This is a genomic window from Brevundimonas sp. P7753, assembly GCF_013386595.1.
GTDB classification, from domain to species: domain Bacteria; phylum Pseudomonadota; class Alphaproteobacteria; order Caulobacterales; family Caulobacteraceae; genus Brevundimonas; species Brevundimonas bullata.
Window position 1 is genome coordinate 32650 of the sequence record NZ_JACARP010000019.1, and the last position, 20372, is coordinate 53021.

The 20372-nt window shown below is 66.7% G+C and carries 11 protein-coding genes and 3 pseudogenes; 5 read left to right on the top strand and 9 right to left on the bottom strand.

Annotation, left to right across the window (positions count from 1 at the left end; genetic code table 11):
* Window positions 1–174: 174 nt before the first annotated feature.
* A complete protein-coding gene (locus HX774_RS04420; protein WP_178824574.1) occupies window positions 175–2673 on the top strand; it encodes a TonB-dependent receptor in 2499 nt (832 codons plus the stop codon).
* A gap of 184 nt (window positions 2674–2857) precedes the next feature.
* On the opposite strand, the gene mce is transcribed toward HX774_RS04420, so the two are convergent.
* The 6 genes and pseudogenes from mce to HX774_RS04450 form a co-directional block, all read right to left on the bottom strand.
* The gene (mce, locus tag HX774_RS04425; RefSeq protein ID WP_178824576.1) at window positions 2858–3280 is read right to left on the bottom strand and encodes a methylmalonyl-CoA epimerase; all 423 of its coding nucleotides are present in this window, start codon (window positions 3278–3280) and stop codon (window positions 2858–2860) included.
* A complete protein-coding gene (gene scpA / locus HX774_RS04430; protein WP_178824578.1) occupies window positions 3280–5439 on the bottom strand; it encodes a methylmalonyl-CoA mutase in 2160 nt (719 codons plus the stop codon). Before scpA ends, mce begins: the two co-directional genes overlap by 1 nt.
* A complete protein-coding gene (locus tag HX774_RS04435; RefSeq protein ID WP_178824580.1) occupies window positions 5436–6818 on the bottom strand; it encodes a methylmalonyl-CoA mutase family protein in 1383 nt (460 codons plus the stop codon). Before HX774_RS04435 ends, scpA begins: the two co-directional genes overlap by 4 nt.
* Window positions 6819–8796 (bottom strand): annotated as a pseudogene (locus tag HX774_RS04440) (acetyl-CoA carboxylase biotin carboxylase subunit).
* A 48-nt stretch (window positions 8797–8844) separates the two neighbouring features.
* Window positions 8845–9480, bottom strand: coding sequence for a hypothetical protein (locus HX774_RS04445; RefSeq protein ID WP_178824582.1), 636 nt, complete (start codon window positions 9478–9480; stop codon window positions 8845–8847).
* A gap of 30 nt (window positions 9481–9510) precedes the next feature.
* Window positions 9511–11045: pseudogene (locus HX774_RS04450) on the bottom strand (acyl-CoA carboxylase subunit beta).
* A gap of 131 nt (window positions 11046–11176) precedes the next feature.
* Here HX774_RS04450 and HX774_RS04455 point away from each other — a divergent pair.
* Window positions 11177–12586, top strand: coding sequence for a short-chain fatty acyl-CoA regulator family protein (locus tag HX774_RS04455; RefSeq protein WP_114816886.1), 1410 nt, complete (start codon window positions 11177–11179; stop codon window positions 12584–12586).
* A gap of 63 nt (window positions 12587–12649) precedes the next feature.
* Here the strand turns inward: HX774_RS04455 and HX774_RS04460 are convergent, their stop codons facing one another.
* Window positions 12650–14881, bottom strand: coding sequence for a TonB-dependent receptor (locus HX774_RS04460; protein WP_178824584.1), 2232 nt, complete (start codon window positions 14879–14881; stop codon window positions 12650–12652).
* Window positions 14882–15080: 199 nt separating this feature from the next.
* Between HX774_RS04460 and HX774_RS04465 the strand changes: the two genes are divergently transcribed.
* Together HX774_RS04465 and HX774_RS04470 are read left to right on the top strand one after the other, a co-directional pair.
* Window positions 15081–16604, top strand: coding sequence for a carboxylesterase/lipase family protein (locus HX774_RS04465; protein ID WP_178824586.1), 1524 nt, complete (start codon window positions 15081–15083; stop codon window positions 16602–16604).
* Complete coding sequence (locus HX774_RS04470) at window positions 16601–17296, top strand: TetR/AcrR family transcriptional regulator (protein ID WP_178824588.1); 696 nt, start codon at window positions 16601–16603, stop codon at window positions 17294–17296. The genes HX774_RS04465 and HX774_RS04470 overlap by 4 nt, the downstream gene beginning before the upstream one ends.
* Window positions 17297–17344: 48 nt before the next feature.
* Here the strand turns inward: HX774_RS04470 and HX774_RS04475 are convergent, their stop codons facing one another.
* Complete coding sequence (locus HX774_RS04475) at window positions 17345–18847, bottom strand: CoA-acylating methylmalonate-semialdehyde dehydrogenase (protein ID WP_178824590.1); 1503 nt, start codon at window positions 18845–18847, stop codon at window positions 17345–17347.
* A gap of 103 nt (window positions 18848–18950) precedes the next feature.
* Here HX774_RS04475 and HX774_RS04480 point away from each other — a divergent pair, with 103 nt between their 5' ends.
* Complete coding sequence (locus tag HX774_RS04480; protein ID WP_178824592.1) at window positions 18951–19829, top strand: LysR family transcriptional regulator; 879 nt, start codon at window positions 18951–18953, stop codon at window positions 19827–19829.
* Here the strand turns inward: HX774_RS04480 and HX774_RS04485 are convergent.
* Window positions 19826–20372 (bottom strand): annotated as a pseudogene (locus HX774_RS04485) (hypothetical protein); the annotation flags it as partial. The gene HX774_RS04480 and the pseudogene HX774_RS04485 sit on opposite strands and share 4 nt — an antisense overlap.

Consider the following 20372-nt stretch of genomic DNA (forward strand, 5'->3'; position numbering starts at 1 on the left):
GGGGCGGCGTGCGACGGACGCCGCCCCTTTCTGCGTTAGATCACTGTCGGGCCTGCTGTGACATTTCCGCGTCATTACCTGTTAATCTGACGGAGACCGTCCCGCCACTATTCGGCGCACATCGGTCTTCAAGCAGGTCGACGCCCCAAGCTTCCGGTCTAGCCAGGACTCTTCATGTCACCCGTCGTTCTGCTTCTCGCTCTCGCCTCGCTCGATCCCAATGCGGAGACGACGCCCGCGGTCGCGCCGCAGACCCAGACGCCCGCCGTCCCTGCGGCTGAAGAGCAGGAAGCCTATGACCTGGGCGAGATCCAGGCTGTGTCGAGCCGGCGCCGGGGCGCGGCCCTGGGCGACTATGAGCCCGAGCTGGTGCTGGATGAAGAACAGCTGAAGGCCTACGGCGCCAGCAGCATCCAGGAGTTGATGACCCTGCTGGAGCCGGTGACGCGCAGCTCACGCGGCGGCGCGCCGGTCTTCCTGGTCAACGGACGGCGCATCTCGGGCTTCCAGGAAATCCGCGGCATCCCGCCCGAGGCCATCGAACGCACCGAGATCCTGCCCGAGGAAACCGCCCTCTCCTACGGCTACAGCGCCGATCAGCGCGTGGTGAACTTTGTGCTGAAGGCGAACTTCCGCTCGCTGACGATGCAGGCCAGCGTCCGCCGCCCGGATGCAGGCGGGCGTACCGTCAGCGATCTGGAAAGCAACATCCTGCGCATCGCCGGCAAGCAGCGCACGACGCTGGATCTGGAATACGAGAACGACACCCCCCTGTTCGAGACCGAACGCAATATCCAGCGTGAAGACGGCGACCCGACCGCTTATCGCACCCTGCTGGCCAAGCAGGAGCAGGCCTCGGTCGCCGGTTCGCTGGTGCGCGACCTGAACGACACCACCGCCCTGACGCTGAGCGCCAGTCTGGAGGACACCTCGCGGCTGTCCTATCAGGGTCTGCCGAGCGTCCAGTTGGCCCTGCCGCCGTCGACGGTGACGGAAATGCTCTACCTGAACGCCCCCGACGCCCTGTCGCGCACCACCGACACCCTGGCGGGCAAGGTCGGGGCCCTGGTGGACGGCTATCTGGGCGACTGGCGCTGGACGCTGACCGGCGGCTACGACCGCACCGAAACCAAGACCCGCACCGGGCGCGGGCTGGATCAGGACACGCTGCAATCCGGGGTGACGGCGGGCATGATCGATCCGTTCGGCGACGCCGACCAGGCGCCGCGCTTGCCCTTCGACACCGCCCGATCCGTGTCCAGCAGCGGCAATCTCGAAGGCGTCATCAACGGCACCGCCTGGGAGGGGCCTGCGGGCGCCCTGACCTCGACCTTCAAGGTCGGCTTCGACACCCAGACCCTGGATTCCGAGAGCCTGCGTTATGATGCGGACCTGAAGACCAGCGTCTTCTCGGAGCGCTCGCTGTCGCGCGACCGGACCAGCGCCTCAGGCAACTTCAACCTGCCCATCGCCAGCCGCGACCGCGAGGTTCTGAGGGTGCTGGGCGACCTGTCGGCCAACCTGAACCTGGCCTATCAGGACCTGTCCGACTTCGGCGGGCTGAGCGCCTATACGGTCGGCCTGAACTGGTCGCCGTGGACGCCGCTCAATTTCAACGTCAGTTGGGCCGACGAACAGAGCCCGCCGTCGATATCCCAGTTGAACGACCCGACCATCTCGACGCCGAACGTGCCCGTCTATGACTTCCGCACCGGCCAGTCGGTCAACATCACCCGCATCGAAGGCGGCAACGCCGGCCTGTCCGAAGAGACCAAGCGCGTGCTCAAGCTGGGCTTCAACCTGACGCCCTTGAAGGACAAGGACCTGCGGCTGACCGCCAACTACACCCGCACCGAGGTCGAAGGCTCCATCGCCGCCTTCCCGACCATCACACCGGAACTGGAAGCGGCCCTGCCCGAGCGCTTCACCCGCGACACGGACGGCAATCTGCTGTCCATCGACGCCCGCCCGCTGAACTTCCAGAAGGCCGAGCAGCAGGAAATCCGCTGGGGCCTGAACTTCTCGACCCCCTTCGGCAAGCCTGACCCGGCGGCGGCAGGGCGTATGGTGCGCGGCCCCGGCGGACCCGGCGGTGGTCCGGGCGCGGGCGGTCCTCCCCCCGGCGGCGGCGGCATGCGAATGGGCGGCGGCGGACGCGGCGGTCGTGGCGCAGCCATGCAGCCCGGCCAGGGGCGCTTCAACGTCTCGCTCTATCACACCTATCGCATCCAGGATGAGATCACGATCCGCGACGGCCTGCCGGTGCTCGACCTGCTGGACGGCGCCGCCATCGGCGCGCGCGGGGGCCAGTCGCGTAACGAGGTCCAGTTCCAGGCCGGCCTGTTCAAGAGCGGCATGGGCGGCTTCCTGAACGCCAACTGGAAGGAGTCCACGCGGATCAGCGGCGGCTCGTCGCCGACCGACGACCTGAGCTTCTCGGACCTGACGACGGTGAACCTGAACCTGTTCGCCGACCTGTCGTCGCGCCAGACCTGGGTGGCGAAATACCCGTGGCTGAAGGGCGCCCGCGTCAGCATCGGCATCGAAAACCTGTTCGACCAAAGGCTGGATGTGCGCGACGGGCTGGGCGAAACGCCCCTGTCCTATCAGCCCGACTATCTGGACCCCTTGGGCCGGACCTTCCGGATCAGTCTGCGCAAGATTCTGTTCTGATCCTCCCTGCCGTCATTCCGGGGCGCGAAGCGAACCCGGAACCCAGACCAAGGGTCTTCTCCGCCCATGCCATTGAAGCCGCCGCCTGGGCCCCGGATTGTCCCTTCGGGCCATCCGGGGTGACGGCAAAGGGGCGGATCGCAGCCAAGATAAAAGGCCCGGTCATCGACCGGGCCTTTTGACTTCAGTGCGCCTCTTTCGGCGTCTCCATCAGCTCGATCAGGACCCCGCCCATCTCCTTGGGATGGAGGAAGACGACCGGCGTGCCGTGGGCGCCGATGCGGGGCTCGCCGGTGCCGAGGATGGTCACGCCCTTGGCGCGCATATCCGCGATGGCGTCGTGGATGTCGGCCACCTCAAAGCAGACGTGGTGCTGGCCGCCCTTGGGGTTCTTGGCCAGGAAGCCGGTGATCGGGCTGGTCGCGTCATAGGGCTCGATCAGTTCGATCTGGGCCGTGGGGGTGTCGATGAAGCAGACCTTCACCCCCTGGGCCGGCAGGTCGAACGGCTCGCCGATCTTCGTCGCCCCCAGGATGTCGCGATACAGCTTGATCGAGTCCGCGATCGAGGGCGTGGCGACGCCGACATGGTTCAGGGCGCCAATCATCACTTCACATCCTTGGGTGCGGGCTGGGCGTAGCCCAGACGCTGGTTCAGCTTTTCAATCAGGTCCGCCGCCGTGTCGGCGATCACCGAGCCGGGCGGATAGACCGCCGCCGCCCCCATATCGAGCAGGGGCTGCACGTCCGACGGCGGAATGACGCCGCCGACCACGATCATGATGTCCTCGCGGCCCAGCTTGGCCAGTTCGGCGCGCAGTTCCGGCACCAGCGTCAGGTGTCCGGCCGCCAGCGACGAGGCGCCGACCGCGTGGACGTTCTTCTCTACCGCATCCCGGGCGGCCTCGGCGGGCGTCTGGAACAGCGAGCCGGCGGTGACGTCGAAGCCGATGTCACCATAGCCGGTTGCGACCACCTTCTGGCCCCGGTCGTGGCCGTCCTGGCCCAGCTTGGCGATCAGGATGCGCGGCGGACCGCCGTCGTTCTCGACGAAGGTGGCGACCATGTCGCGGGCGCGAGCGACCTTGGGATCATTGCCGGCTTCCTTGCCATAGACGCCCGACACGGTCTTCACCGTGGCGACGTGACGCCCAAAGGCGGCCTCCAGAGCGTCAGAAATCTCGCCCACCGTGGCCTTGGCGCGGGCGGCCTGAACCGCCAGTTCCAGCAGGTTGGCGTTTCCGCGCGCGCCAGCGGTCAGGGCTTCCAGGGCCGCGTCGGTGGCAGCCTGATCACGCTCGGCGCGCAGGCGCTTCAGCTTCTCGATCTGGGCCGTCAGGACGGCGGCGTTGTCGACCTTCAGCATCGGAATGTCGTCGGGCGTGTCGTTCAGATAGCGGTTCACGCCGACCACGGTCTGCTTGCCGGTGTCGATGCGGGCCTGGGTCTTGGCCGCCGCCTCCTCGATGCGCAGCTTGGGAATGCCGGCCTCGATGGCCTTGGCCATGCCGCCCGCCGCCTCGACCTCGGCCATCAGGGCGCGGGCGCGCTCAGCCAGATCGTGGGTCAGGCGCTCGACGTAGAAGCTGCCGCCCCAGGGGTCGATGGTGCGGGTCAGGCCCGTCTCCATCTGCAACAGGATCTGGGTGTTGCGCGCGATCCGGGCCGAGAAGTCGGTCGGCAAGGCAAGCGCCTCATCCAGGGCGTTGGTGTGCAGGCTCTGGGTCTGACCGCCCGCCGCCGCCATGGCCTCGACCATGGTGCGGGGCACGTTGTTGAACACGTCCTGCGCGGCGAGGCTCCAGCCTGAGGTCTGACAGTGGGTCCGCAGCGACAGCGACCGCTGATCCTTGGGCGAGAACGTCTCGGCGACCTTTTCGGCCCACAACAGGCGGCCGGCCCGCATCTTGGCCACCTCCATGAAGTAGTTCATGCCGATGGCCCAGAAGAAGCTGAGGCGCGGCGCGAACCGATCCACGTCCATCCCCGCGTCCACGCCCGCCTTGATGTATTCCAGACCGTCCGACAGCGTATAGGCCAGCTCGATCTCGGCCGAGGCCCCCGCCTCCTGCATGTGATAGCCGGAAATCGAAATCGAGTTGAACTTCGGCGTCTCCTGCGCGGTCCACGCGAAGATGTCCGAGATGATCCGCATCGAGGGCGCGGGCGGATAGATGTAGGTGTTGCGGACCATGAACTCCTTCAGAATGTCGTTCTGAATGGTCCCGGTCAGGGCCGCGTGCGGCACGCCCTGTTCTTCGGCGGCGACGACATAGAGGGCCAGGATCGGCAATACCGCGCCGTTCATGGTCATGGACACCGACATCTGATCCAGCGGGATGCCGTCGAACAGGGTCCGCATGTCCAGAATGCTGTCGATGGCCACGCCGGCCATGCCGACGTCGCCCTTCACCCGCGGGTGGTCGCTGTCATAGCCGCGGTGGGTGGCCAGGTCGAAGGCGATCGACAGGCCCTTCTGACCCGCCGCCAGGTTGCGACGATAGAAGGCGTTGGATTCCTCGGCGGTCGAGAAGCCCGCGTACTGGCGGATCGTCCACGGATTGCCCGCATACATGGTCGGATAGGGGCCGCGCATATAGGGGGCGAAGCCCGGCAGGCCGTGGATGGCGTCGAGGCCTTCGAGCGCCTCGGGGCCATAGGCGGTCTCGACCGTCAGGCCCTCGGGCGTCAGCCAGGGATCGCGCGCGGGACCGGCGCCGGTCGCGGTCAGGTCGAGGTCGACCTTGGAGAAGTCGGGGAAGCTCATGGGTTCGCCTCCTCGGACGCGATCTCAAAGGGCGCGGCGAACCGCACCGGGGTCAGGGCCCCGTGGCGTACCGGGACGAAGGCGGGATCGGCGGCCTCGACCGGGGCCGGGCGCGGATCGGGATCGACGTATTTGGTCACGCCGACCATGTGGCGGGCGCCGTCCTTCAGCGCCGCTTCCAACTGACCACGCGCGCGTTCGACGCGCGGCTGGATCAGGTGGTGCTTCAAGGCCTCGACCACGCCGCCTTCGGCTTCAATCGACTGGAACTCGGTCCAGCCCGCCTCGGCCAGATCGCGAGTGCGGCTGTCCAGGAACCAGGACCCGGCGGCGGGATCATCGACCCGACCCAGATTGGCCTCTTCCATCAGCACCAGCTGGGTGTTGCGGGCCTGACGCCGGGCGAAGGCGTCGGGACGGCCCTCGGCGCGGGTGAAGGCGTCCAGCACCACCACATCGGCACCGCCGACTGCGCCCGCGAAACCGGCAGCGGTCAGGCGCAGCAGGTTGGGCCAGGGATCGCGCGCCGACAGCATCCGCCGCGACGAACGGGCCTCGATGACAGCCGGGGTCTCATGTCCGAAGGCCTTGGAGACGCTGGCCCAGATCAGGCGCATGGCCCGCACCTTGGCCAGGGCGTCGAAATATTCGGCGTCGACCGAAACGCCCAGCACCACGCCCTTCAGCGCCTGTTCGGTGCTCAGGCCGGCCAGGACGGCGGCCTTGACGTAGGCGACGGCGCTGGCGGCGGCGAAGGCCAGTTCCTGGCCTGCCGAACCGCCGGCCTCGTGCACCACGCGGCCCGACGCCAGGAACAGTCTGGCCTCGGGGTAGGTCCCGGCCAGACGCGTGGCGGCCTCAGCCGCCTCGGTCACGGCGGCGTCGATCTCGCCTTCCCCCGCCTCAGCAAAAGCCGAAATCGGGTCGAGGTGGAATTGCAGCTGGGCGCGGGGCGAACCCTTGGCCACGGCCGCCAGAGCCTCGGCAGCCTTTACGCCGTCGAAGCCCGCATCCAGCGCCACCGGCGCCAGTTCCAGAGCCACGCCGTCGAGGGCGGCGGCCAGCGCCGTCTCGTCCGTCGTGAACGCGCCCTTCAGCACCACCGAGGCGGCGCCGTTTTCAAGATCGGTCAGGACGGCGGCGTTGACCGCCGCCGCCTCGTCGCCCTCAACCAAGGTGCGCAGGTCCCACGCCCGCCCCTCGGCGTCCGTGGTACGCGGCGCGCGAAGCGCCTGCACCCCGGTTGCGTCGGCATAGAGCGGCCGGATGAGCAGGCCGTCGGCGTCGAGATGCAGCAGGCTTTCGATGGCCCGCCCCTTCAGCGCCTTCTCGGCCTGTTCCCGCCACTCCAGCGGCGTCGGCGTGGGAAAGGTCGTCATCTACGCGAACTCCACCAGCACATCGTCCGCGGCGACCGGATCGCCGGCCTTGGCGCCGACCGCCTTCACCACGCCGTCATGCTCGGCCTTGAGGATGTTCTGCATCTTCATGGCCTCGATGATGGCGACGGTCTCGCCCGACTTGACCTCCTGACCGACGGTCACGGGGATGTCGACGACTAGACCCGGCATGGGCGACAGCACCAGCTTGGAGGTGTCGGCGGCGACCTTTTCAGGCAGGCGCTGATACATGGCGGCGGTGCTGGGCGTCAGGACGCGGACGCGGGCCTTGGCCGCCCGGTGGCGGATGTCGAAGCCGTCTGGCGCGCGCTTGACCTCGGCGGTGAAGGGTTCGTCGTCCAGCACGGCGCGGAACTGGGCCATGCCCGGACGCCAGTCGATTTCCGACAGGGTCAGGTCGCGCTCGTCCAGCGAGATGACCAGATCCTCGGCCTCATCGTACGACAGCGACACCTCATGGGCCTCGCGGTCGATCAGCACGGTCCAGTCGGTGCGTTCCGACGGATCGCCCGCCTGCTCGGCCAGGACCTCGTTCATCGCCGCGGCCACGGTGATGAACGAGGTCCTTTTGCTCTTCGCTGGGCTCCAGACCGCGGAAGCCGTCGGGGAACTCGTCCTTGATGTAGCTGGTCGACAACTGACCGGACTTGAAGCGCTCCTGATCCATCACCGCCGACAGGAAGGGCACGTTGTGGCCGACGCCCGACAGGTGGGTGTCCTCCAGCGCACGGGCCATGCCGGTGACGGCGGCCTCGCGCGTCTCGCCCCAGGAACACAGCTTGGCGATCATGGGGTCGTAGAACATGCTGATCTCGTCGCCCTCGCGGACGCCGGAATCGTTGCGAACGGTGTAGTCGCCCTGATCGCCTTCCTCGGGCTGCTCATAGCGCACCAGACGGCCGATCGACGGCAGGAAGCCGCGATAGGGGTCCTCGGCGTAGATACGGCTTTCGATGGCCCAGCCGTTGATCGACAGGTCTTCCTGCTTGAAGGCCATGGTCTCGCCCGCCGATGAACGGATCATCTGCTCGACCAGATCGACGCCGGTGATCAGCTCCGTCACCGGATGCTCGACCTGCAGACGGGTGTTCATTTCCAGGAAGTAGAAGCTGCGGTCCTGACCGGCCACGAACTCGACCGTGCCGGCGCTGTCATAGTTCACGGCCCGCGCCAGGGCGATGGCCTGATCGCCCATGGCCTTGCGCGTCGCGTCGTCCAGCAGGGGCGACGGCGCCTCTTCGATGACCTTCTGGTTGCGGCGCTGGATCGAGCATTCGCGGTCGAACAGCGAGACGATGTTGCCGTGCTTGTCGCCCAGCACCTGGATCTCGATGTGGCGCGGATTGACGATGAACTTCTCAAGGAAGACCCGGTCGTCGCCAAACGCGGTCAGGGCCTCGGCCTTCACGGCGGCAAAGCCCTCGGCCATGTCGGCATCGGAATGGGCGACGCGGATGCCCTTGCCGCCGCCGCCGGCGCTGGCCTTGATCATGACCGGATAGCCGATCTCATTGGCGATCTGGACCGCCTCTTCGGTCGATTCAATCAGGCCCATGTGGCCCGGCACGGTCGAGACGCCCGCTTCAGCCGCGAACTTCTTGGACGTGATCTTGTCGCCCATGGCCTCGATAGCGTGCGGGTTCGGGCCGATGAAGGTGATGCCCTCGGCCTCCAGCCGGCGCGCGAAGACCGGGTTTTCCGACAGGAAGCCGAAACCGGGGTGCACCGCCTCGGCGCCCGACTGACGCACCGCGTCCACGATCTTGTCCTGGATCAGATAGGACTGGGCGGCGGGGGACGGCCCGATGTGGATGGTCTCGTCGGCCATCTCGCAGGCCAGCGAACCGGCGTCGGCGTCCGAGTAAACGAGCACCGTCTTGATGCCCATCTTGCGGCAGGTCTTGATGATCCGAACCGCGATCTCGCCCCGGTTGGCGATGAGGATTTTCTTGAACATTTTTATACCGCTAATGCTATCTGCAACGCCTTGGAGTAACGTTGTTGACTAAGCACTCCCTTGGCTTTTTGGCTGTGAGGCATCTGAATCTGCGGCTGCACCCATCGCGCTTCCGAGGAAGCTATCTGGTCGCCTTGGAGGCTTCCCGCGTTTTAGTTTCTTAATCGACCTAGAAACCAACGACGGATCTCGATCTTCAATTTCTCGATCAAGAATTTTTATAGAATATTCCGTATAAGCGGCCGTGAATGGGAACAACACTTCCATCAAACCACGCTCCTCTTCGTTAGGATCGTAGAGACATTTCAATGTAGAGATTGCGTTTACCGACTGCTCAACAGCATCTATTGCAGCCGGCGTAGGCAACGTCATTGGATCGATTCTTTTTAAAGACTCCGACAACTCGTCGAGCATTTCAAATGCTGGCATCTCATGGAGCCTCAACCCACTTTTCATGACACCTGACGTCATTTTTTGGATCGTAGCCAACTTCATGATTTGCAATCTAACGTAACCAATGACTACGGCCTGCTGCGTCTCGAGCCGCCTATTGCCGGTGTTCGATAGAGCTATCGCCTGCAGCAGAGTTAGAAAGACGAGAACAGCCCCTACAGCATCCCAGTCCAACATTTTGGTGAGCTGAACGCCAAACTCCCAAAGCGCAGTGCTTTGAATCTGCTCCATCGGCGAATTTCCTTTTTCAGTTGGGAAAATTCACAGCGGAATGTTGTCGTGCTCTTCCAGGGATTTTCCTGGGTCTTGTTCTTCAGCGTGCGCAGGGCCTTGATCAGGCGGCGGCGCGTGCCGTGCGGCATGATGACGTCGTCGATGTAGCCGAGCCCGGCCGCGACGAAGGGGTTGGCGAAGCGTTCCTTGTACTCGGCCTCGCGCGCGGCCAGGGCCTCGGGGTCGCCGGCCTCCTTGCGGAAGATGATCTCGACCGCGCCCTTGGCGCCCATGACCGCGATCTCTGCGGTGGGCCAGGCGTAGTTGACGTCGCCGCGCAGGTGCTTGGAGCTCATGACGTCATAGGCGCCGCCATAGGCCTTGCGCGTGATGACCGTCAGCTTGGGCACGGTGGCCTCGGCATAGGCGAACAGCAGCTTGGCGCCGTGCTTGATCAGGGCGCCATACTCCTGCTTGGTTCCCGGCATGAAGCCCGGCACGTCCACCAGCGTCACCAGCGGAATGTGGAAGGCGTCGCAGAAGCGGACAAAGCGCGCGGCCTTGCGGCTCGAGTCAATGTCCAGCACCCCCGCCAGCACCTGCGGCTGGTTGGCGACGATACCGACGGTCTGGCCGTCCAGACGACCGAAGCCGCAGATGATGTTCCGGGCGAAGTCGGCGCCGATCTCGAAGAAGTCGGCCTCGTCGACCATCTTCAGGATCAGCTCCTTCATGTCGTAGGGCTGGTTCGGATTGGTCGGGATCAGGGTGTCGAGCGACGCCTCATCGCGATCCGGCTCGTCGTAGCTGTCGCGCACCGGCGGCTTTTCGCGGTTCGACAGGGGCAGGAAGCCGATCAGACGGCGGACCTCGGACAGGGCCTCCAGATCGTTCTCGAAGGCGCCGTCGGCGACCCCCGACTTGCCGGCGTGAACGCGGGCGCCGCCCAGGTCCTCGTGGCTGACGACCTCGTTGGTGACGGTCTTCACCACGTCCGGGCCCGTCACGTACATGTAGGACGTGTCCTTCACCATGAAGATGAAGTCGGTGATGGCGGGCGAATAGACGTCGCCGCCCGCGCACGGGCCCATGATGACCGAGATCTGCGGGATGACGCCCGAGGCCAGGGTGTTTTGCAGGAAGATGTCGGCGTAGCCGGCGAGCGATTCCACGCCTTCCTGAATGCGCGCGCCGCCCGCGTCGAACAGGCCGATGATCGGCGCGCCCGCCGTCAACGCCATCTTCTGGATCTTGACGATCTTGGCCGCGTGCGCGCCCGACAGGGAGCCGCCGAAGACGGTGAAGTCTTTCGAGAAGACATAGACCAGACGGCCGCCGATGGTGCCGCGCCCGGTGACGACGCCGTCGCCCGGAATGCGCTGCTGATCCATGCCGAAGTCGTGGCTGCGATGCTCTACGAACATGTCGGTCTCTTCGAAGCTGCCTTCGTCCAGCAGGACTTCGATCCGTTCGCGCGCGGTCAGCTTGCCCTTGGCGTGCTGGGAGGCGATGCGCTTTTCACCACCGCCCAGTTTGGCGGCGGCGCGACGGCGTTCAAGCTCCTCGAGGATGGCCTGGCTCATGGTTTGGGCTGCTCCCTGTAATCTTTGATGATCACTGAGACGCTTCGTTGCAAAAAGGCAATCGCAACTTTGCAAAAGGGGCGTAAGTGCGTAAGCCTGCCAAGGTCGAAGGGCTGTTTTGCAAAGTTGCGATGGCGGAAAAACTCTACCTCGGGGCCAAGGTGCGCAAGCTGCGCGAGGCGCGCGGCTGGACGCTGGAAGCCTGCGCTGGGCGGCTGGCCCTGTCGCCTTCCTACCTGTCGCAGATCGAGACCAATCAACGCCCGGCGACGGCGCGGGTTCTGATCGCCCTGACGCGGGCCTTCGACGTGGACGCCAGCCTGTTCGATCTGGACGGCGACGCCCGCCTGATCGCCGACCTGCGCGAGGCTGTCACCGACGTGGCCGGTCACGCCGAGGCGCCGTCCGCCGTCGAGCTGAAGCAGGCGGTGACCACCACGCCGCGACTGGCGCGACAGTTTCTGGCCCTGCATCAGGATTACCGCCGCCTCGACGAGCGGCTGAAGACGCTGAACGAGACCCTGGGTCGCGACGAGCGGGCGCAAGCGGCCCCCGCCCTGCCCTATGAGGCGGTGCGCGACTTCTTCCACTATCGCGACAACTACATCGACGTTCTGGATCAGGCGGCGGAGGCGCTGGCGGAGCAGTTGGGTCTGGGCGCTGGCGGCCACCCGGAGCGCGATCTGGAGGCGGCGCTGAACGACCTGTGCGGGGTGCGCCTGGCGACCGGCGAAGGGCGCGGGGCCATGCGGCGCTTCGACCCGGCGGCGCGCATCCTCTATATCGACGCCAGCCTGCCCGGCGCGACGCGGTCCTTTTTGATGGCGCATCAGCTGGTCCTGCTGCGTTTCCACGACCTGATCGAGCATGAACTGGACCGCGCCGCCTTCGACATTCCCGCCGCGCGCGACGTCTGCCGGGTGGGGCTGGCCAACTATGCGGCGGGTGCCCTGCTGCTGCCCTATCGCCGCTTCCTGGAGGCGGCGCGCGAACTGCGGCACGACGTGGACCGCTTGCGCAACCGCTTCCACGTCAGCTTCGAGCAGGTCTGCCACCGGCTTTCGACATTGCAGCGTCCAGGCTGGCGCGGCGTGCCCTTCTACTTTGCGAGGGTGGACATGGCCGGGAACATCACCAAGCGGCACAGCGCCACGCGCTTCCAGTTCGCCCGCTTCGGCGGCGCCTGCCCCCTGTGGAACGTGCACGAAGCCTTTGGCGCGCCGGACCGTATCCTGGTCAACCTGTCGGAGATGCCGGACGGCTCACGCTACATCTGCATCGCCAAGAGCGTATCCAAGCCGGGCGGCTCCTACCTCGAACCCGACCGCCGCTATGCACTCGGCCTCGGCTGCGAGATCGAACACGCGGATCAGCTGGTCTATGCGGCGGGACTGGACCTGAACGGGCCGCCCACCCGCATGGGCGTAAGCTGCCGCATCTGCGAGCGCACCGACTGCGCCCAACGCGCCTTCCCGCCCATCGACCGGACCCTGCGCGTGCCGGAAAACGAGCGCGGCGTGATCCCCTACACCCTCAGCTGAGGCTCAAAAGAAAACCCCGCCGGGCGGACCGGCGGGGCTTCAGTTTTTCCGGGGCTGGAAACCCTAGAAGTTGGCGGTCACGCTCAGCGTCACGGTGCGCGGCGCGCCGTAGAAGCCGATGACGGAATCGCCCGTCAGAGCGCCGGGGAAGTTGTAGCCGCCCGCGCGATAACGTTCGTCGGACAGGTTGCGCCCGGCCAGGCTGACGCGATAACGGGCGTCGGGCGCGGTCCACATCAGGGTGGCGTCATAGAGCCAGTAGGCCCCCTGATCGAGCAGCGGGATGGCCGTCTCGAACATCTGCGTCGCGCCACGATACGAGGCCATGGGCGTGAAGATGATCGAGCCGCGATCGCCCAGATCGACGCTGTAGGGCAGCGCGATATTAGCCGTCCAATCCGGCGTGTTCTGGAACTCGCGCTGGTCGGCCATGTTCTCGCGTCTGCCGGTCAACGGGTTGAAAGTGACGAAGTCGTTGAACTGGGCGTCCAGGTAGCCCAGCGTCAGGCGCGGGATGAAGCTGTCGGTGATCCGCGCGCTGGCCTCCAGTTCCCAGCCCCAGATCTCGCTGGAACCCGCATTGTCGACGAAGCTGACGACCGAAGCGGGCGGAATGAAGAACTGCGAGGTGATCTGCTGGTCGGTGTAGTCCGACTTGAACAGGGCCGTGGCGAAGTTGACGCGGCGGTCAAGCAGCGAGCCCTTCAGCCCGATCTCATAGGTGTCGACCAGTTCCGGCTGATAGCCGTCGATCGTCTCGGGATAGAGGCTGGCGTCGCCGCGCATGTCGAAGCCGCCCGACTTGAAGCCCCGTCCATAGGAGGCGTAGCCGGTCAGTTCAGGCGTGAACTTGTAGCTGGCGCTAATCCGCGGGGTGAACTCGGAATAGGTGTCCGAGTTGGTGTAGTCGGTCGAGGGCGCGCCGGCGGCGACCGCCGAGCTGTTGCCGAAGAATGGGCTCTTGATGCCTAGATAGTTCTGACGGAACTGATCAACGCTCTTCTTGTCCTGCGTCCAGCGACCGCCGACCGACAGCGACAACTGATCCGTCAGATCGTAGCTGAAGTCGGCGAAGACGGCGAAGCTCTCGGTGTCCACCTTGCCGCCCGTAAAGGTCGTCAGGCCGGGCGCGAAGCCGGGCGGCACCAGCGGATAAAGGCCGATGACCGTGTCGAAGGCGCCCTCGGCCGAGGCGTCCATATAGAAGACGCCGGCCACGCCCTGCCAGCGCTCGCCCTCGAACAGGACCTGGAATTCCTGGGTGAACTGGCTGTCGGCGTAATAGCCGGGAATGTCGAGAATGGGCTGCGGCAGGCCGTCGAAGTCGATGCCGTCGCCCTTGGTGTCGCCGTCGCGCCAGGCCGTGACCGACTTCAGCGTCACGGCGTCGTTGACGTTCCACTCGCCAGTGAAGGACAGGCCGCGCGTGCGCACATAGCCCTCGTCGCCGATGCCGGCGCGGGTGTCATAGACGCTGTCGGTGGTCGGGCCGATCAGGCGATAACCGTGACGGGCGTTGGACTCGTCCTCGGTCATGTCGCCGGCCAGGCGGAAGAAGAGGTCGTCGGTCGGGGTCCACTCGACGCTCAGACGACCCGCCGTGACGTCCTTGTTGTAGTGTTCGGCGCCCGTGGTCAGGTTCGTGCCGTAGCCGTCGCGCGTATAGCGGGCGACCGCGCCGCCGATGCGCAGGGTGTCGGTCAGGGGCGTCGAGCCCGAGGCGATCAGGTCGACCTGATTATAGCTGCCATAGGCGCCCTTCAGCGTCAGCTCCGGGTCCTGACCCAGGCGCTTGGTGACGTACTTGATCGCGCCGCCGATGGTGTTGCGGCCGTAGAGGGTGCCCTGCGGTCCCCGCAGGACCTCCAGCCGCTCGATGTCGAAGATGTCCAGCACCGCGCCCTGCGGACGGGCCACATAGACGTCGTCGACATAGAGGCCGACGCCCGGCTCGAAGCCCCATAGCGGGTCCTGCTGGCCGACGCCGCGGATGAAGCTGGTCAGGGTCGAGTTGGTGCCGCGCGCGATCTGGACCGTGGCGTTGGGCGTCTGCTGCTGCAGGGTGGTGATGTCGGCGGCGCCGGTCTGTTCCAGACGCTCGGCGCTGACGGCGGTGACGGCGACCGGCACGTCCTTCAACGACTCTTCACGGCGACGGGCGGTGACGACGATGTCGTCGATGCTGGAGACCTGCTCGGTCTCCGCCTGCTGGGCGAAGCTCGGCGCTGCGCAGAGCGAGGCCGTGATGAAGACGCTGGTCATCAGCGCCAGACGCAACTGTCCTGTCGTTCGCATTCTCGTTTCCTCTCCACGCGCGGTCGTTTGGTCGCCGCTGATCTGTGTTGGCCAGACGGTGGTCCGTGAATGGCCCCGCTGTCAACATCATTCATTCTTGCATGAATGAAGTTTCACGTAGCGGCTCGACAGCCGGGCGAGCGTTGTTCATTCTCAAGTGAACGAGCGCGGCGAAGATCGCGCCTCAAGGGACGGAATTATGGATCAGATCAATCTGGCCGCGACCTCGCCGGTCGCGCACACGCCGTCCGGCGACCTACGCGGTCGTCGCGAAGGATCGGCGAACGTGTTTCGCGGCGTGCCCTACGCCGCCGCCCCCGTGGACGAGCTGCGCTGGCGGGCGCCGCGACCGTTTCCGGCCTGGGACGGCGTGCGCGAGGCCGCGGATTTCGGACCCTCCGCCCCTCAGGCCGGTCCGTCCGACGTGGCCGACATCGTCTCCATCGGCGGCGCGCCGGAACCGACCAGTGAAGACTGCCTGACGCTGAATGTCTGGGCGCCCGCAGAGACGACAGATCCGGCGCCGGTCATGGTCTGGCTGCACGGCGGATCGAACCGCATGGGGGCGGGCTCCCTGCCCTTCTACGACGGCGCGGCCTTCGCCCGCGACAGGGTGGTGCTGGTCAGCGTCAACTATAGGCTGGGCCAGCTCGGCTTCTTCGCCCACCCGGCGCTGACGGCGGAAGCCGCGCCTGACGAACCGCTCGGCAATCAGGCCCTGCTGGATCAGATCGCGGCGCTGGAATGGGTGCGCGACCACATCAGCGCCTTCGGCGGCGATCCGACCAATATCACCCTGGTCGGAGAGTCTGCCGGGGGGCTGGACATCCTGGCCCTGATGACGGCCAGGCGGGCGCGCGGCCTGTTCCACAAGGCTGCTGTCCAGTCCGGCGGCGGCTGGCTGCCCGCCACGCCGCTGAAGACCGCGCACGAGCGCGGCGCAACGGCAGCGACCGCGCTGGGCCTGACCCACCCCGACGCCGCCGCCCTGCGCGCCCTCGCGCCCGAGCATCTGACAGCAATTGAGGGCGCCTTCGGGCCGGTCATCGACGGTCGGTTGCTGGACCGCGACCCGATCAGCGCCTTTGCGCTCTGCGACTTCGCCGACGTGCCGCTGATGATCGGGGTCAACAGCGGCGAGGATTCCCTGCTCAACTACGGCGGCGGGCTGAAGCGCTTCGGCCAGTTGATCAAGCCGAACGCCAAACTGGCCGCCCTCTATCCGCAGGCGAACGGCGACGAGGAACAGCTGATCCGCCTGGGCTTCCGCGACTTCGCCTTCGCCGCCCCGGCGCGCTGGATCGCCTCGCGTCCGCGCCGGTCGAAGGCCTGGCTCTACGCCTTCGACTATGTCGAAGAGGCGCGGCGCGAGACCATGCCGCGCGCCAGTCATGCGGCGGAAATCTTCCACGTCTTCGAGACCCTAGACCATCGCCCCGACGGCGCCCCGCCCGCGACTAAGGCGGATCGGGCGATCAGCGCCGCCATGCACGCCCGCTGGGTCGACTTCGCCAAAACGGGCGCGCCGGGCGCCGATTGGCCCGCCTATGTCCCCGCCGACGACGCCTGGATGGTGTTCAACGACACGCCCGGCGGCGAGGTGAAGCGCTGCTGGTGGAAGGCGGCGTTGGACCACCACGGGCGCAAGGGGAAGCTGCTGATCCTGCTGCTGCGGGCGCGTGATCGCCTGCGAACCCTGTTCTCGTCTAGACTGCGTAAATGACCACGACCGAGACCAAGCCGCGCGCCAAGGCCAAAGCCAAGGCGCCGCCCAAGCCCAAGGCCCAGCGCCGCGAGGAGACGACGACCCGCATCCTCGACGTGGCCGAGGCCCTGTTCGCGCGCGACGGCCTGCACGGAGTCACCCTGAAGGCCGTAGCTAAGGAGGCGGGGGTCGATACGGCCCTGCTGCACTATTATTTCGACGACAAGAACCGGCTGTTCTCGACCGTCTTCGGCCGTCGCGCCGAGGTGGTGAACAAGCTCCGCCTCGACAGTCTGGACCGCTATGAGGCCGAGCACGGCGACGCCATGACGGTGCGCGGCGCCATCGACGCCTTCCTGCGCCCCCTGTTCGTCCTGTTCGACAACGGCGACCCGGCCTGGCTGAACTATGCCGCCCTGGTGGCCCAGGTGAACAACACCCCGGTCTGGGGCGGCGACACCATGCACAAGCATTTCGACCCGGTGATCGACCGCTTCATCGGCGTGCTGAGACGCATCGCGCCCGAAACGCCGCCGCGTCAGATCTACTGGTTCTATCACCTGCTGTCGGGATCGCTGACCCTGTCGCTGGCCCAGACCGGCCGTATCGACGTCCTGTCCGGCGGCCTGTGCAAGTCCTCGGAAATGGGCGCCATCTGCGACGCCATGGAGGCCGTCTTCACCGGCGGCTTCGAGGCCATCCGGCGCTAAACCAAAGAAAAACCCGACCTCAAGATCTGAGGTCGGGTTCCGGTCTCATCAGCCCATCGTCGGGATGACGAAGGAGCTGTCGGCGTGTTCCAGTTCGCTGTCGGGCCAGCGGGCGGTGACGGTCTTGGTCTTGGTCCAGAAGCGCAGACCTTCCATGCCGTGCTGGTTGATGTCGCCAAAGGCCGAACGCTTCCAGCCGCCGAACGAGTGATAGGCCACCGGCACCGGGATCGGCACGTTGATGCCGACCATGCCGACGTTGACGCGGGCCGCGAAGTCGCGGGCCGCGCGGCCGTTCTGGGTGAAGATGGCGACGCCGTTTCCGTACTGGTGCTTCGACGGCAGGCTCAGCGCCTCCTCGAAGCTGGCGGCGCGCATGATCTGCAGCACCGGGCCGAAGATCTCTTCCTTGTAGGATTCCATCTCGGGCTTGACGTGGTCGAACAGCGACGGGCCGATGAAGAAGCCCTTCTCGTGGCCTTGCAGGCTGAACTCGCGGCCATCGACGACCAGTTCGGCACCTTCTTCCACGCCCTTGTTGATCCAGCCCAGGACCTTGTCCTTGTGGGTCTGTGTAACGACCGGACCGTAGTGGGCCTCGGCGTCGGTCGAGACGCCGACGCGCAGGTTGGGGATTTCCGAGACCAGGCGTTCGCGCAGTTCATCCGCCGTGCGCTGACCAACCGGCACCACCACCGGCAGGGCCATGCAGCGTTCGCCGGCCGAGCCATAGGCTGCGCCGGTCAGGTCCTTGATCACCTGATCCATGTCGGCGTCGGGCAGGACGATGCCGTGGTTCTTGGCGCCGCCCATGGCCTGGACGCGTTTCCCGTGCTGGGCGCCCATCTGATAGACGTAGTGGGCGATGTCGGACGAACCGACGAAGCTGACGGCGTGGATGTCGTGGTGGGTCAGGATGGCGTCGACCGCCACCTTGTCGCCGTGGACGACGTTCAGGACGCCCTTGGGCGCGCCGGCCTCCATCATCAGTTCGCCCAGACGCACCGGCAGGGACGGATCACGCTCCGACGGCTTCAGGATGAAGGTGTTGCCGGCGGCGATCGCCATGCCGAACATCCACATCGGGATCATGCCGGGGAAGTTGAACGGGGTGATGCCCGCCACCACGCCCAGGGGCTGACGCATGGAATAGACGTCGATGCCGGGGCCGGCGCCTTGCGTGTATTCGCCCTTCAGCGCGTGCGGGATGCCGCAGGCGAACTCGATGACTTCCAGGCCGCGCTGGATATCGCCCTTGGAGTCGGCGATGACCTTGCCGTGTTCCGAGGACAGCAGCTCGGCCAGCTCGTTCATATTGGCCTCGACCAGGCGCTTGAACTCGAACATGACGCGGGCGCGGCGCTGCGGATTGGTGCTCGACCAACCCTCGAAGGCGGCCTGGGCGGCCTGAACCGCGCGGTCCATTTCGCTGACGGTCGCCAGCTGGACGCGGGCCTGAACCTCGCCGGTGTTGGGGTTGAACACGTCGCCGAAACGGCCCGATGCGCCGTCGAAGGCCGCACCGTCGATGAAGTGGCGAATGTCGCGCATGGAGGCGTTTCCCTGTGATGTCTTTGTTCGTTCCAGCATGGCCTAGCAGACCGGCGCGAGACTACCCATTGCAATCTTGCATCCTATGCTGTGCACTCCTGCAATGTTCGACTGGGACGACGTTCGCATCTTCATCGCCGCCGCCCGCGCCGGCTCGCTGGCGACGGCGGCCCAAAGGCTGGGCATAGACGCGGCCACGGTCGGGCGGCGCGTGGCGCGGCTGGAGACGGCCCTGAAGTCGACCTTGGTGGTGCGCTCGGCGTCTGGGCTGCTGCTGACGGCGGCGGGCGCGCAACTACTGGAGACGGCGCTGGACGCCGAGAGCGCCATGGAGGCCGCCGAGCGGGTGACGCGGCCCGACCTGATCGCCGGCACGGTGCGGATCAGCGCCTCGGAAGGTTTCGGCGGCGCCGTCCTGGCCCCCGCACTGCCCGCCCTGCTGGCGGCGCACCCGGGGCTGAACATCGAACTGGCCGCCAGTTCAGGCTTTCTGTCGCCCAGCCGCCGCGAGGTGGACATGGCCATCACCCTCAGCCCCGCCGCCAGCCCGCGCTTGATCGTCGAGCCGCTGACGCCCTATCAACTGGCGCTCTACGCCGCGCCCGAACACGTCGCCCGACATGGCGCGCCCGACAGCGTGGACGACCTGCCCCGCTTCGACATCGTCGGCTATGTCGATGACCTGATCTATGCGCCCGAGCTGCATTATCTGGACGAGATCCGGCCCAACCTGCGCCCCCGCCTGGCCTCGTCCTCGATCCGGGCGCAGCGAGACATGATCGCGGCGGGCGGCGGCGTCGGGGTCCTGCCCTGCTTTCTGGCAGAAGGCCTGACGCGGATACTGCCTGACGCCGTCCTGATCGAGCGCCGCTTCTGGCTCAGCACCCACCGCGAGGTCCACGGCACGGCGCGGCTGAAGGCGGCGCGGCGCTGGATCAAGACCCTGTGCCAGACAGCTGCCGACCGTCTGTCGCCCTATTAAAGGCCCAGCAGGTCCGACCAGCGCCATTGGCCGGTCCCCAGCGCCAGCTTGGGCGCGCCGGGATCGTCGCTGAGCGTCACGACCACATAGCCGCGCACCGTCTGCGACTTGCACTCGCGCGGCGAGAACCCGACCACGACGGCCACGGCCTGACGCACGCCCGCCAGCCCCTTGCCCTCCTGGCCGGGGCTCAGCACCCAGTCGCCGTTCCAGATGACGATGGCCCGGCCGCGCGCACCGGACTCGCGATAGGCCTCGGTCAGGCGGGCGCGAATGCGCGGGTCGTCGCGCAGGGCGTTCTGCAGGCGCTCGACCATGTTGCAGACCCCGCCCGAGCCAGATCCAGAGCCTGAGCCCGACCCGCTGCCGGACCCCGTGCCCGTTCCGGTCCCGGCGCCGCTGCCGACGCCGGAGCCCCCGCCCGCTGTCGTCGCCCCGGCCAGAGCGCTGTCGCCGAGGAAGACGTAGGAAACACTGGGCGTCGGCGCGGTGATCGGCACAGGCTCCACCGTCGGCGAGCGCGGGGCCGGGCGGCTGGGGCGC

Excerpts from the sequence above, each read along its gene's own strand:
- HX774_RS04420 (WP_178824574.1), top strand. The coding sequence starts at position 175 with ATGTCACCCGTCGTTCTGCTTCTCGCTCTCGCCTCGCTCGATCCCAAT.
- mce (WP_178824576.1), bottom strand. The coding sequence starts at position 3,280 with ATGATTGGCGCCCTGAACCATGTCGGCGTCGCCACGCCCTCGATCGCG.
- scpA (WP_178824578.1), bottom strand. The coding sequence starts at position 5,439 with ATGAGCTTCCCCGACTTCTCCAAGGTCGACCTCGACCTGACCGCGACC.
- HX774_RS04435 (WP_178824580.1), bottom strand. The coding sequence starts at position 6,818 with ATGACGACCTTTCCCACGCCGACGCCGCTGGAGTGGCGGGAACAGGCC.
- HX774_RS04445 (WP_178824582.1), bottom strand. The coding sequence starts at position 9,480 with ATGGAGCAGATTCAAAGCACTGCGCTTTGGGAGTTTGGCGTTCAGCTC.
- HX774_RS04455 (WP_114816886.1), top strand. The coding sequence starts at position 11,177 with ATGGCGGAAAAACTCTACCTCGGGGCCAAGGTGCGCAAGCTGCGCGAG.
- HX774_RS04460 (WP_178824584.1), bottom strand. The coding sequence starts at position 14,881 with ATGCGAACGACAGGACAGTTGCGTCTGGCGCTGATGACCAGCGTCTTC.
- HX774_RS04465 (WP_178824586.1), top strand. The coding sequence starts at position 15,081 with ATGGATCAGATCAATCTGGCCGCGACCTCGCCGGTCGCGCACACGCCG.
- HX774_RS04470 (WP_178824588.1), top strand. The coding sequence starts at position 16,601 with ATGACCACGACCGAGACCAAGCCGCGCGCCAAGGCCAAAGCCAAGGCG.
- HX774_RS04475 (WP_178824590.1), bottom strand. The coding sequence starts at position 18,847 with ATGCGCGACATTCGCCACTTCATCGACGGTGCGGCCTTCGACGGCGCA.
- HX774_RS04480 (WP_178824592.1), top strand. The coding sequence starts at position 18,951 with ATGTTCGACTGGGACGACGTTCGCATCTTCATCGCCGCCGCCCGCGCC.